Source organism: Pseudomonas sp. 58 R 3, from assembly GCF_900006605.1.
In the GTDB taxonomy this organism is placed as follows: Bacteria; Pseudomonadota; Gammaproteobacteria; order Pseudomonadales; family Pseudomonadaceae; genus Aquipseudomonas; species Aquipseudomonas salomonii.
The window spans coordinates 96,528-109,336 of the sequence record NZ_CVTT01000052.1 but is presented as its reverse complement, the minus strand read 5'-3'; the positions used below and the strand labels follow the sequence as shown (position 1 = coordinate 109,336).

10 protein-coding genes are annotated in these 12,809 nt (G+C 59.3%); 5 read left to right on the top strand and 5 right to left on the bottom strand.

All coding sequences use genetic code 11. The annotated features are described in order from the left end of the window. Positions 1-199 precede the first annotated feature (199 nt). The 3 genes from BFP92_RS14420 to BFP92_RS14410 all read left to right on the top strand — a co-directional run bounded on the left by BFP92_RS14420 (position 200) and on the right by BFP92_RS14410 (position 6,075). Positions 200-3,784: a hypothetical protein gene (locus BFP92_RS14420; protein ID WP_139114067.1), complete on the top strand. Its 3,585-nt coding sequence runs from the start codon at positions 200-202 to the stop codon at positions 3,782-3,784. Positions 3,785-3,991: 207 nt separating this feature from the next. Continuing rightward, positions 3,992-4,357, top strand: a complete 366-nt coding sequence (locus tag BFP92_RS14415) for a response regulator (protein WP_065930001.1) — start codon at positions 3,992-3,994, stop codon at positions 4,355-4,357. Between the two features lie 317 nt (positions 4,358-4,674). Continuing rightward, positions 4,675-6,075, top strand: coding sequence for a DUF1254 domain-containing protein (locus BFP92_RS14410; RefSeq protein WP_065930000.1), 1,401 nt, complete (start codon positions 4,675-4,677; stop codon positions 6,073-6,075). Between the two features lie 101 nt (positions 6,076-6,176). Here the strand turns inward: BFP92_RS14410 and BFP92_RS14405 are convergent, their stop codons facing one another. Continuing rightward, complete coding sequence (locus BFP92_RS14405; protein ID WP_065929999.1) at positions 6,177-6,845, bottom strand: DUF3313 domain-containing protein; 669 nt, start codon at positions 6,843-6,845, stop codon at positions 6,177-6,179. A gap of 75 nt (positions 6,846-6,920) precedes the next feature. Further along, positions 6,921-7,451 carry a hypothetical protein gene (locus BFP92_RS14400; RefSeq protein WP_065929998.1) on the bottom strand — a complete coding sequence of 177 codons (531 nt, stop codon included), beginning with the start codon at positions 7,449-7,451 and terminating at the stop codon, positions 6,921-6,923. A gap of 171 nt (positions 7,452-7,622) precedes the next feature. On the opposite strand from BFP92_RS14400, the gene BFP92_RS14395 reads away from it, so the two are divergent. Continuing rightward, a complete protein-coding gene (locus BFP92_RS14395; protein ID WP_065929997.1) occupies positions 7,623-8,315 on the top strand; it encodes an aspartate/glutamate racemase family protein in 693 nt (230 codons plus the stop codon). Here the strand turns inward: BFP92_RS14395 and BFP92_RS14390 are convergent. The 3 genes from BFP92_RS14390 to BFP92_RS14380 all read right to left on the bottom strand — a co-directional run bounded on the left by BFP92_RS14390 (position 8,312) and on the right by BFP92_RS14380 (position 11,266). Further along, the gene (locus BFP92_RS14390; RefSeq protein WP_065929996.1) at positions 8,312-8,824 is read right to left on the bottom strand and encodes a GNAT family N-acetyltransferase; all 513 of its coding nucleotides are present in this window, start codon (positions 8,822-8,824) and stop codon (positions 8,312-8,314) included. The genes BFP92_RS14395 and BFP92_RS14390 overlap by 4 nt on opposite strands. A gap of 98 nt (positions 8,825-8,922) precedes the next feature. Further along, positions 8,923-10,068: a glycerate kinase gene (locus BFP92_RS14385; protein WP_065929995.1), complete on the bottom strand. Its 1,146-nt coding sequence runs from the start codon at positions 10,066-10,068 to the stop codon at positions 8,923-8,925. Between the two features lie 91 nt (positions 10,069-10,159). Continuing rightward, positions 10,160-11,266 (bottom strand): sugar diacid recognition domain-containing protein, encoded by a 1,107-nt coding sequence (locus BFP92_RS14380; protein WP_065929994.1) that lies wholly within the window; start codon positions 11,264-11,266, stop codon positions 10,160-10,162. A 161-nt stretch (positions 11,267-11,427) separates the two neighbouring features. Between BFP92_RS14380 and BFP92_RS14375 the strand changes: the two genes are divergently transcribed. Then, entirely contained in the window at positions 11,428-12,738 is a 1,311-nt protein-coding gene (locus BFP92_RS14375) for an MFS transporter (RefSeq protein ID WP_065929993.1), read from the top strand. Positions 12,739-12,809 lie beyond the last annotated feature (71 nt).

Genomic DNA, 12,809 nt, shown 5'->3' with positions numbered 1-12,809 from the left:
TGTGCGTTGTTTTGAAGCGTTTGCCTACAGGTCGCGACTGAATTTCGCGCCAATCCTGTCCGGTTTCGTCAGGCCACATACACACGTGCACACAGATGCGGCGGAACGTAGGTGAAGGGGGGCGGCACTCAGGATAGCGCCTCAGGAACACGGAAGATCTTTTGGAAGGCGTCTTTTTTGACCCACCAAGGTAACTCCAATGAGTATAACCGCCCCTACCCGCACAATTGCAGACAACCCCAGTCCTTTTGTCCTCGAAACTCCCGCACCTGCCCCAGCCCCCATTAACACCTTGCCGGCAAACACCCATCCAACCACTCAAACACGGCCCGCATCAACCCAAGCTCACGCGCCTGCATCCCACCCGCCGTCAGGCGACCTTAAAACGGAACTTGGACGCAAACAGAATTTGCAGTCTTTAGGGCAAAAGCTGCGTGACATCGCCACACGTCTGGGCATCGACGCCACTGTGCCTGCAATCCTGACGGCATTGCGAACCACACCGATGGATATTCATGCCGATTCAGGCTACCCGTCAGAGGCTGGCAGTACCGTTACCCTGGAGACCTACATCCAATCGATGGGTTTGTCTGCGCCAAGCACCCATACTGGCCTGGTCGGCCTTGCCCATGCGGTCCTTAACCGGGCTCAGGAACACCCTTTAGGCAACTTTGGCGGTGGCCTGTCGTGGCCGCAGCCCCTGAGTGGCACTGAGCAACGCGCGCTGCAGAACGCCGCTGTTCAGTACGCCAACCGCCATCCAAACCCACCTCATTTGGGCGCAAGCCAGGGTGTGCTGGAATATTTGAACAGCAACCAGCCGCTCACGGGTCAGGCGTCAGACGATCCCGCCAAAGCCCTGGAAGCCATCGTCAGTTCGCCTCGCGCACAGGCGTTCGGGCTGGCATTGCAGACCCGATTGAACGGAATCGCCACACAGACCAGTGTGAATGACTACACATTGGCCGCGATCAATGCGCTGCTGGACCCGGAATCCGTCACTGCACCGCATCGAAACAAGGTGGCCGGCTTTGATCTGGCGCAGCGAGCGCATTGGGGGCAACCACTCTCGGTTGTAAAAGAGGGGTTGACCCAACACTTGATTGAAAGCGGCAAAACCACCCCCGAGATGGCCAAAGCGGGTGCCTACTTGCTATTGGCAAGAAAGGCACCCGCGCTGCTGGTCAAGGACATCCCCGCCAATGTCACCTACGGCAGCGTGGCATGGGTCAACTTGTCGATCGCAGTGGCGGCTATTGAAGCCCAGACGCCGGGAAAAGTATCGAGCATGACGTTTGCCCAGGTCATGCTCGCAGCTGAAAACGCCACGTTGCAGGATCCTTCCGTCACCGCGCAGGCCCAGCAAGCGGCGTTGCTCGATTGGGGCGTTGTCAATAATGTGATCAGCCTTAAAACAGAGGGTGATTACAGCCATGACGACGTTGAGACGGTCAGAACCGAGTTCAACCGACAATTAACCCAGCGGGTAGCAGGTTCCAACGAGGTAGGCGCCGAATTTCCCAGTCGCGAACAAATGGCCCGAGCCTTGATAAAGGAGCGGTTTGGCGACACGGTGCCTCTTGAAGAAAAGCTCTTGAAGGTCAAGGACTCCAATCAAACGCTCTCGCAGCCGCTTTACGATCCGAATCGAGCGCCAGCGGGTATGTTCTCGCTGTTGGATATCGTGATGAGCGGGCTGCACGCCTATAAATGGGAAACTGAAGACCCGCGCATTCTCCAAGCGACTAAAGGCAAATCCCTCACCTTCGACGTGAATAAGACATTCAACGCACAATTAACCCAGACGATCGACACACGCAAGCAAGGCGTGGATAAGTTGATCAAATCCCTGGTGGCCGACCTTCCGCTCGCTGACAGGCAGAATTTCGAATATGGAAAGCTCGAGTTTTATCAAGATAAAACCTACCAGATACCCATCACGCCAACTAAAAATAAACTGATACACACCAGTAAAACATTGTGGGTAAAAGTCACAGGCGGGACGGACGATAAAGTCTATGAGATCGACCTGAGTAAAGGCGCCATCACCGTGGTGCCCGCTAGCGTATTGACCGAACAGCGTGAGCGCCATGCCAACAACATCTTCAGGAAAGAGCCGTTCACGCCGACCAGGGATCCTAAGCCAGACTTCAGCCAGGACAAGTCCGCCGGCATTCCATTACCCGTTCCTTCGAGTTTCTCAAGCGTTCGGACGCAGGCCCTCGCCGATGCCTTTGTCGAACATCTCGATCTTGATAATCAGGATGTGATCAAGCGGGCCAGAGGTTTCACCAGCTTCGACCAGCAGAGAGAAAACGATTGGAAGGTGACCGACTTTTTCCTGAATTTCATCCCGCTCAGGTCAGCGATCGTTAACGCCAGGAATGGTGACTACCTGGAAGCCGGGTTAGACCTGGCAATGGATGCTTTCGGTTTCGTGACGCTGGGCGCGTCGACGGCAGCGCGCGTGGCTACCACCAGCATCAAGACCGTGACGGCCGTTTCGAAGGGTTTGCGGGCAGCACGCATCATCGGTGCAGCGGCCATCAGTGCGTTCAACCCACTGAGCGGAATGGACGACTTGGTGAGAGGCATAGGCACAGGGGTCAAGTTTCTGGCCTCTAAAAGCGCTCGGGGCATCACTATGCTCAAGGGAGCTGCCGGCAGTTATGACCTGCTCAAGGCGGCCAGCAAACAGCATGGCGTTGTGGCAACAGGCACCTACAAGATCGCCGGGCAGACCATTGAAAGCGGTGCCGCCTTTCAAAACGGAAAATGGTATGCCTTTGATCCGATCAGGCAGCAGCCCTACGGTACAGGACTACTAGACTTCAAACCTGCAACCGTCGCCGCCAACGGTGAAATAAACAACAACTTCATAGATTGGCTGGCCACTTATATCGCTCCCGTACCAAAGGCAACCGGAGAACAGTTCAGGCAAGCCTTACAGGCAGCGCGACAAAGCGATCCAGCCGCTTACGCTCGAGGTCTTTCCGGGGTTATCGACGATATTCCGGGCTATCACTCGAGCATGAGGGTCTCGGAGATAAAAAGCCTGGCCGTCAGCAAGGTCGGGAATCCCGAAGCCATCGGCACATTGGCCAAAGAGATAGAAAGGCGCATGGCCATTCAAAGTCTTGAGAGCTTCAAGACTTTTGAAGCGGAAGTACTGGCCGAAGGTGGCAAGGCCACCATGATGCCGCAGAACTTTTACCTCAGCCAAACAGACCTGGCGTCCAATGGTGAGTGTGCAGCCCTGGTGAATATGATGGCGCTGGCCATTCTGAACAACCAGCGGGACACCTTCATCAATAACTTTTTCAAAGCCGCCAGGAATGCTAACGACACCAAGGTTCAGGCCTTTCGTAAAGAGCTGAACCAAATGCATCAGGTGCTCCGTGAGCAGTTTCACGGTACTCAACGCGTCAGCCAAGTGCCGTATACCGACATTGCTGAGCGGTTAAGCACCGCAACCCCTCCCATGTCCCTGAAGATCAGCACCCAGAATCATGGGCTTATCGCGGGCGTCACGCTCGATAAAAACAACCAGAAGGAATGGTTTTTCTTTAATCCGAACTTCGGTATTGCAACCTTTCCTGATGAAGCGTCAATGCGAAAAGGGTTAGAAGTCTCCTTGAACAGCGGGAAGACGGCGGGCACGCTTGATCCGGTGGCCATTACCAAAGGCGTGCCGGAGTACAACATCAGCGAATTCAGCGAAGGAAACTTTATTATGACGGTGCCCTACAACAAACCGTATGCCCTGTTCAACACCACACTTTGACTTGACGCCCGTGGCGTCAATGGCCCGCTTGTAGCCTGTCATTGACGCTTTGCGCGCTCGGCGCGCCGCCGTGCATGCCACGCGACATTTGCATCCATTCCCTTCACAATGCCCCGCCAATGGAACTTGCCGAGAGGGCCGTGACTCAGTAGAGAACGGCCTTTCACCGCCAGACACCTGCCTTTCCATTTTTCAGGAATTCCCCTTATGTGCGCTGCCCCCTCCACCATCCTTGTAGTCGAAGACGACGCCATCGTGCGCATGCTGATCGTCGATGTACTTGAAGAGTTGGAGTTCTCGGTGGTTGAAGCTGCCGACGCCGAAGAGGCCCTCAAAATTGTTAAAAACACCGACCAGCCCATCGACCTGATGATGACCGATGTGGGCCTGCCGGACATGGACGGCAAGCAACTGGCCACTAACGTGCGCGAGCTTCGCCCCGCCCTGCCGATTCTGTTCGCCAGCGGTTATGCCGATAACATCGATGTGCCCGCAGGCATGCAAGTGATCGCCAAGCCGTTCTCCATTGACCAACTGCGTGACAAGGTCAAATCGATGTTGCCCGCTGCTTGAGCCCGAAACCAGCGGCGCTTTCGCCACGCGCAAAACCGTGAACATCCCCACACCCACAAACTGATGCGTTTGGTCAGCCGGCAAGTCTGAATGCCTGCTACCTTCCCATCGGCGTGGGCGCAGGCAAGGCCTGGAAAGCCGGCAGCACTATCGTCAATGCCTTTGTCGAGCCGCAATGGACGGTGGCACGCAAAGGCGATGGATTAGCTCGGTTCACGTTGTTTGCAGGGATTAACGTGACGTTCGGCCAATAAAACAGGAAACTCGGCGCTTTGATCCCACGCCCTCTATAAAGCACTCAGGAAGGACGCAACAACATGATTGGAAAACCGACGCGCCTGCTGTTGGCGAGCCTCTCGATACTCATGAGCACCGGCGCCTGGGCCGACTTCACGGCGACCCCGACTGAAGCCCGGGCCATTGCCAAGGAAGCCTACCTGTACGGCTACCCGGTAGTGGAGATGTACAAGACGCTCTACACCCAAGCCGTCGACAAAGGCGGTGCCAACTACAAGGCGCCGTTCAACCATATCGGCAATACCGCCCAGGTGTTCACGCCCAGGGACACTGCCTTCGTCACCCCGAACGCGGACACGCCCTACTCTTTCGTATGGATGGACCTGCGCAAAGAGCCGCTGGTACTGACCCTGCCCAAAATCGACGACAACCGTTACTACTCGGTGCAGTTGATCGACCTCTACACGCAGAATATCGCCTACCTGGGCACTCGCAGCACCGGCAACAATGGTGGCCACTACATGATCGCCGGGCCCGACTGGAAAGGTCAGCAGCCTGTCGACGTCGACCGCGTGATCTACAGCGAAAGCAACATCGCCTATGCGCTGTACCGCACGCAGCTGTTTGATGAAAAGGACCTGAACAAGGTCAAGCAGATCCAGAATGGCTACAAAGTGCAGCCGCTGAGTGCCTACGTGAAGCAGCCTGCGCCGGCCAAAGTGGCGAAGATCGAATGGCCCAAACCCATGGCAACCATGACCGAAGGCCCGCAGCTGTTTCGCTACCTGAACTTCATGCTGGCCTTTGCCGCGCCCCAGGACAGTGAAAAAGACCTGATGGCGCGCTTTGCCAAGATTGGTATCGCCCCCGGCGCGCCCTTCAAGGTCAAGGACCTGACCACTGAACAGCGTAAAGCCCTGGAAGACGGGATCGCCGATGGCCGCGCCGAATTTGCTGCGTTCAAGAAAGACAAGGTCGATACCCACCAAGTCACCAGCAGCGACCTGTTCGGCAGCCGTGACCGCCTGAAAAACAACTACCTGTACCGCTACGCCGGCGCCAACCTGGGGATTTTCGGCAACTCCACCGACGAAGCCATCTACATGACCTACTTCGTCGACAGCGAAGGCAAACCGGCCAACGGCGCACGTCACAGCTACACCGTACATTTTGCCAAGGACCAACTGCCACCGGCCGATGCGTTCTGGTCGCTGACCATGTACGACGCCAAGACCAAGCTGTTGGCGCCCAACCTCAAGAAGCGCTACCTGATCAACTCAGCGATGCTGCCCAACCTCAAGCGGGACGCCGACGGCGGCCTGACCCTGGCCCTGCAGCACCACGAGCCGCCAAAAGCCGAACAGAGCAACTGGTTGCCGGCCCCACCCGGTCCGTTTTACGCCGTGCTGCGGATTTACCTGCCCAAGCCTGAGGTGGGCAATGGTCAATGGAAGTTGCCGCCACTGACACCGCTTAAGTGATGCTGCGGCACGCGCCTCAAAATATCAGGCCGACAAGGGAGCATCACGTGCACGACTAAAACCTGTGGCGAGGGAGCTTGCGCCCTTGCCACAGCCAGTAGTCAGGGCTTTTTGAGCTTCACAAAGGACTGATGCAAGTCCGACGCCCAGCCGTCGATCACGCTTTTCACGTCATCGGCCTTCATCACCTGCGAGTCGTTGGACAACGGCTTGCCGGTGCCTTTGCGCACCACTTGGGCAATCACTTTGCCGCTGCCACCGTCGAGGAACTGCGCCTCGGTGCCCAGGGTGGTTTCCTGGTCACGAATGCCGGTGCCGGTGCTCACTGCAGCTGCCACCAGCGCCACGGGCACGTACTCGTAGGGCTTGAGGCTTTCAGTCTTGCTGCTGACGGCGGTAATGGCCGCGCGCACCACGATCACACCTGGGCCCGGCGCGCTGGCCAGCGGCAGCGACTTGGCCAGCTCACGCTTGAGCGCCTGGTTGTAATAGGTGTTGATGCCGTTGAGGGTGCTGTCGGGAATTTTCGCGGTGGCTTGGGGTTTGGGGTAGAACTGCGTCGGTTCAATGAACACTGCCGTGTAGTTACTCAGGTTCAGGTCGGGGTCAACCCAGCGCATCACCGCAGCCCCTGAAGGCGACTTCGCCTCTTTGAGGTGGCTGTAGTCCGAGAGAAAGCCTGAATACTCGTCCGGTTGCGTTACCTTGCCGGCACAGCCGACCATTGCGATTGCAACGCACAGCGTGCTGATTATTAGCCTTGATTCCATCATTGAACTCCCTGGCAGTCATCGTCGAGACACTGAGCTGTAGGTATAGCCAACTCTGGGAAAATCGCTGTTATTTCAAGCGAGCTGTTTGACAGCGTTGCAACCTGCGTCAAAGCCGCGATCGCGCGGGATCAGGCTCTGCAGCTGCGCAGCCAGGAAGTTGGCATCGAAGGCAAAGGTGTCCGGGTCTTTCAAACCGTTGGTTTTCTTCCACAGCCAATCGTTTTTGTCCGCCGGCAGCACCAGTGACACACTGCCGTGTCGCGCGGCTGTCAGGCCCATTACCGACACGGCTATCGAGCCGCCTGCCCCCATCACTTCCGGCACAAATTCCACGGCCTTGCCAGTGATATGCACGGTGAGCTTCTCGGTCTTGAAGGTCGAACTCTCGGCCGGCAGGCCAGGGCCGCTGGCGACATAAGCTTCACGTTGGACTTCAAGCAAACCGACGCTCTTGACCGGCTCCAGCCACTGCTCAATGTGCCCGAACAGCTCACCCAGCTTTTGTGCCCAGCGCGCCGATTGCAGATCAAATTGCTGTTTTTTATGCGCTTCGCTGTCGGCGTAATGACGAAGCATCTCGCCCAGTTGCTGTATATCGTCCATTGCCAATTTCCTTGGGTGAGCCAGGTTGCGAGGCATGATCATGGCAGATGCGGCGGCCGGCCGTATGATTACCGCCCGCGAAACTGCACCGGTGATTTGGCCGGCAACTGCGTATGACTAATGCGTGGCCGATGGGTAAGGTGAAGCAACATTCCTTGTCCGGAGTATCGCATGCGCACTATCGGCCTTATCGGCGGCATGAGCTGGGAGTCCAGCGCCGAGTATTACCGCATCATCAACCAGCGCGTGCGTGACCAACTCGGGCCGCTGCGCTCGGCGCAACTGTTGATGTACAGCGTTGACTTCGGCCCGGTGGAGCAGGCTCAGCATGCCGGGCGTTGGGACGACACCGCGCTGATCCTTGAAGACGCCGCGCGCCGCCTGCAGGCCGGCGGCGCGGACTGTGTGGTGCTGTGTACCAACACCATGCATCTGGTGGCGCCGCGTATCGAAGCGGCGGTGTCGATTCCATTCCTGCATATTGCCGACGCCGCAGGTACGGCGGCGGTCGACGCCGGTACGTTGACCGTGGGTTTGCTCGGCACTGCGTTCACCATGGAACAGGACTTTCTCAAATCCCGCCTGGCCGCGCAGGGCTTGACCGTGCTGGTACCGGAAACACACGAGCGCCAGGCCGTACACCGCATCATCTATGAGGAATTATGTGTCGGGGTGATCAGCGAGGCTTCACGCCGGGTCTACCAACGTGTGATCGAATCACTGGCGGCGCGAGGTGCCCAGGCGATCATCCTGGGCTGTACGGAAATCGGCCTGCTGATCAAGCCGCAGCACAGCCACCTGCCGCTGCTGGACACCACCGAGCTGCATGCGCAGGCTGCGGTGGCGTTTGCACTGCAGGATTAAGCCGACTGGCGCAGGCGCGCCATGCTCACGGTGTCGACAAACCGGCCGTCACGCAGGGCGTAATCGCGCAGCAGGCCTTCAACCTCGAAGCCAAACTTTTTGTACAGGCCTTGCGCGGCTTGGTTGTCGGCATACACCCTGAGTTCCACACGGTGCAGGTTCATCCAGTTGTCGGCCACCTCCAGTGCGGCGCTCAAAAGCCGCGAACCCACGCCTTTGCCCTGCCAGGCCGTCGCCACGCCCATGCCGAATGAGCCGACGTGGCTGCGCCGCACGCGCAGGGTCTGTTCCAGGCCAAGCTGGCCAATCACCTCGCCGCCATGCACCGCCACCAGCTGTAGCCGCCGCTCATTATCGAGAGCCAGCTTGTTGCGCCAGGACTCCACCGACTGATAAGGCATTTGCAGCACCTGACGGCATACGGCCGGGTCGTTATAGAGCGCAGCGACGCCTTCCAGGTGGGCTTCGGTAAAGCGCTGGATCACGATATGGGGTTCAGGTGCGTGCATTGTGTTTCATCCTTTGAAAGACAAGTGGCCGGCCAGTGTAGGGGCCGAGGCGGCATGCTGGCTAGGGGCTGACGGTTGTGGAAGCCAGCTCCCACATGTCAACCACGCTGGCCGAGCGCCGTGCGCCATGCCCGCGCAATGTCCACCGCGCGCTCACGCAGCAAACGCGGCGCCTCGCTGCACGCCTGCTCCAGGCTCATGGGGCCGCACGGCAAGGCGAACGCGGCGTCCACACCATGGGCGTACATGTGTTCATAGCCTTCGCCCAGGGTGCCGGCGATCACGATGACCGGCACCCCATGACGCTGAGCAATCCGTGCCACGCCAAAAGGTGTTTTGCCACGCAGGGTTTGGGCATCAAAGCGGCCCTCGCCGGTGAGCACCAGGTCCGCGCCACGCACGGCCGCGTCCAGGCCCACCAACTCGGCGACCACCTCCACGCCCGCACGGAACTGCGCCCCGAGAAAGGCCTTGGCGGCAAACCCCAGACCGCCGGCCGCACCGCTGCCCGGCTCATCGCGTACGTCTTTGGGCAGAACCTGGGCACAGTGATCGGCAAAGTGCCCGAGCGCCGCGTCAAGTTGTTCGACTTGCTGTGGGTCAGCGCCTTTTTGCGGGCCAAAAATGGCCGACGCGCCGTGCGGCCCGCACAGCGGGTTATTCACGTCGGCGGCGATTTCAAACCGCACCTGGGCCAAACGTGGGTCCAGGTGCTCCAGGCTGATACGCGTCAGCCCGGCCAAGGCCAGGCCGCCCGGTGCAAGGGCCTGATCCTGGGCGTTGAACAACTGCACGCCGAGCGCCTGCATCGCGCCTGCCCCACCGTCGTTGGTGGCGCTGCCGCCGATCGCCAGGATGATGCGTTGCGCACCGGCATCCAGGGCTGCGCGGATCAGCTCGCCGGTGCCGAATGTGCTGCTGATGCACGCATCACGCTGGCCGGTCGGTACGCGTTGCAAGCCGCTGGCTTCGGCCATTTCGATCATTGCGGTGTGGCTGTCTGCAAGCCAGCCCCAGCGTGCTTCGACTGCCTCCCCCAGGGGCCCGCGCACCGTTTCGCGACGCAGTTCGCCGTTGCAGGCGGCGAGTACCGCATCCACCGTGCCCTCACCGCCGTCGGCCATTGGGCACTGGATTAACTGTGCATCCGGCCATACCTGAACGAGCCCGTCGGCAATCGCCTGGGCAACGCCTTCGGCACTCAGGCTGTCCTTGAATGAGTCGGGGGCGATGATGATTTTCATGGGCTTTCTCCGGTTTTTATAACGCCCATGCTGCCAGTTGCCATCGGCAATGACGCCGGTCCGATGCACAAGTGCCGGTGAGGTTTGTTGTTCATTCCGACAAAGCCTGGGGCAATAGCTGTACGCCGAGGTACAGCGCGAGCATGCCGTCGAGGGTCAGCGGGTCGACGCCGCTGAGTTCGGCAATGCGTTCCATGCGGTAACGCAGGCTGTTGCGGTGAATGCCCAAGGCATCGGCACAAGCCTGGCTTTGGCCGTCGTGTTCACACCAACTGCGCAAAGTAGCCAATAACTGGCCGTTGGCGTCCTTGGCCAGGACTTTGCGCAAGGGGTTGAGCAATTCGTCCAGGGCGTCGTCGTTGCGGTGGCGCCAGAGCATCACCGGCAGGCGGTAGCGATTGAGGGTCAACAGCTGCGTTTGCGGCAGGATATCGCGACCATAGGCCAGCAAGTCTGTGACGCGGCGGTAACAGCGGCGCAACCCGGCCAGGCCATCGGCCTGCCCGCCAACCGCCACGCGCAAGACCTTCCAGCCCAGGCCCTGAAGTTTTTCCAGCAGTTTTGGGTTATCCACTGGAGTCGCCGCAGGCCTGCACCACAGCAAGGAAAACTGTGCAGAACTGACGCACCAACTGTCCGGGAATCGGCTGCTCAACCAGGCACTCAAGGCCTCCGCTGATTGGCCTGCACCCAGTTCGAACAGGTAGGGCGTGCGGGCCAGCTGGGGTTTGAGCCCCAACTGCCGGGCTTCATCGACCAGGCGCGGTGAGTCACCGCTGTCGGCCAGCAGCAAGGCCAGCAGATCATCACAGCGTTGGCGACGCCACTGCTGCTCGGCTTGTTGATGCCGATGGCTGACCAGCATTTCGGCAGTCATGCGCACCAGTTGCGCGTAGGTGCGCAACAACTCAGGCTCGCCGGTGATGCCCAGCACGCCGATCAGGCGCTGGTCGTGCATCAACGGCAAATTGATGCCGGGCTGCACACCTTTCAGGTGTTTGGCGGTCTGGCCATCGATTTCCACGACCCTGCCGTTGGCCAACACCAATTGCGCGCCTTCATGCCGGGTGTTGATTCGCTCCGGTTCGCCACTGCCGAGAATCAGGCCCTGACTGTCCATGACATTGACGTTATAGGGCAGGATCGCCATGGTGCGATTGACGATATCCTGCGCCAGGTCATGATCCAGCTCGAACATGGGGCTAAGTTCCTTTAAAGGCGTGGTTGTACAGAAGCACAGCGCAAAGCCCGCTTGACTGTGCGCGGGCACAAAGACAGCACCCAGCAAGGTGGCCGAGACTCTTTGGGCGATCAACGTTACCCTCGCATCGCGAAAAATCATAATAAAGAGAGACTGCCATGTCACAGAGCGCCGCTGCCACACTGGCCACCGATGACGATAAAAACGCCATCTACAAGCGCATTACCCTGCGCCTGATCCCCTTCATTTTTATCTGCTACTTGTTCAACTACCTTGACCGGGTGAACGTTGGCTTTGCCAAGTTGCAGATGCTCGATGCGTTGAAATTCAGCGAAACGGTATACGGCCTCGGTGCCGGGATCTTCTTTATCGGCTACGTGCTGTGCGGCGTGCCGAGCAACCTGGCGCTGACCAAATTCGGCCCACGGCGCTGGATTGCGCTGATGATGATTGTCTGGGGCACACTTTCCACGTGCCTGCTGTTCGTCACCACCCCCAGCCACTTCTACGGCTTGCGCCTGCTGACCGGTGCCGCAGAAGCCGGGTTCTTCCCCGGCGTGGTGCTGTACCTCTCGCAGTGGTTCCCGACCTTTCGCCGTGGGCGGATCATGGCGTTGTTCATGTCGGCAATTCCGGTGTCCGGCCTGCTGGGCAGCCCGTTTTCCGGCTGGATCCTCAACCACTTCGCCGCGGGCCAGGGCGGCCTGGCGGGCTGGCAGTGGATGTTCCTGCTGCAAGGCATTCCCACCGTGATACTCGGCGCCCTCGCCTACTTCCTGCTCAGCGACAGCTTTGCCAACGCCAAGTGGCTCACGCCCCATGAGCGTGCGGTGCTGGAAGCCGATCAGGCGACGGATTTGGCCAACAAGCCGAAAACCACCACCGATTCGCTCGGCGAAGTGTTCAAGAACCCGGCGATCTGGGCGTTCGGGCTGATCTACTTCTGCATCCAGAGCGGCGTGTACGCCATCAACTTCTGGCTGCCATCGATCATCAAGAACCTGGGCTTCAGCGATAACCTGGTGATTGGCTGGCTGAGTGCGATCCCTTACCTGCTGGCCGCCGTGTTCATGCTGCTGGTCGGCCGCTCCGCCGATTTGCGCAAGGAACGTCGCTGGCACTTGGTGGTACCGATGTTGATGGGCGCGATTGGCCTGGTGATTGCAGTGAACTTCGCCACCACCCCGGCCCTTGCGATTCTCGGCCTGACCATCGCCACCATGGGCGCCCTTACCGGCCTGCCGATGTTCTGGCCGGTGCCCACTGCCCTGCTCAGTGCGGGTGCGGCGGCTGGCGGTTTGGCGTTGATCAACTCCATGGGCCAGATGGCGGGGTTCCTGAGCCCGTATATCGTCGGCTTTGTGAAGGATGCCACCGGGTCGACGGACATGGCGTTGTACTTGCTGGCGGCGGTGATTGTGGCCGGCAGTGTGCTGGCGTTGCGCATGACGCGTACCTTGAAGGTATAGCGCGGCCTCTGTGGGAGCTGGCTGGCCTGCGATGCAGACACCTCGGTGTATCAGGTACACCGAGTTGATGC

Bases quoted from the DNA above. Each gene is read 5' to 3' on its own strand.
- BFP92_RS14420 (WP_139114067.1), top strand. From the start codon at position 200: ATGAGTATAACCGCCCCTACCCGCACAATTGCAGACAACCCCAGTCCT.
- BFP92_RS14415 (WP_065930001.1), top strand. From the start codon at position 3,992: ATGTGCGCTGCCCCCTCCACCATCCTTGTAGTCGAAGACGACGCCATC.
- BFP92_RS14410 (WP_065930000.1), top strand. From the start codon at position 4,675: ATGATTGGAAAACCGACGCGCCTGCTGTTGGCGAGCCTCTCGATACTC.
- BFP92_RS14405 (WP_065929999.1), bottom strand. From the start codon at position 6,845: ATGGAATCAAGGCTAATAATCAGCACGCTGTGCGTTGCAATCGCAATG.
- BFP92_RS14400 (WP_065929998.1), bottom strand. From the start codon at position 7,451: ATGGACGATATACAGCAACTGGGCGAGATGCTTCGTCATTACGCCGAC.
- BFP92_RS14395 (WP_065929997.1), top strand. From the start codon at position 7,623: ATGCGCACTATCGGCCTTATCGGCGGCATGAGCTGGGAGTCCAGCGCC.
- BFP92_RS14390 (WP_065929996.1), bottom strand. From the start codon at position 8,824: ATGCACGCACCTGAACCCCATATCGTGATCCAGCGCTTTACCGAAGCC.
- BFP92_RS14385 (WP_065929995.1), bottom strand. From the start codon at position 10,068: ATGAAAATCATCATCGCCCCCGACTCATTCAAGGACAGCCTGAGTGCC.
- BFP92_RS14380 (WP_065929994.1), bottom strand. From the start codon at position 11,266: ATGTTCGAGCTGGATCATGACCTGGCGCAGGATATCGTCAATCGCACC.
- BFP92_RS14375 (WP_065929993.1), top strand. From the start codon at position 11,428: ATGTCACAGAGCGCCGCTGCCACACTGGCCACCGATGACGATAAAAAC.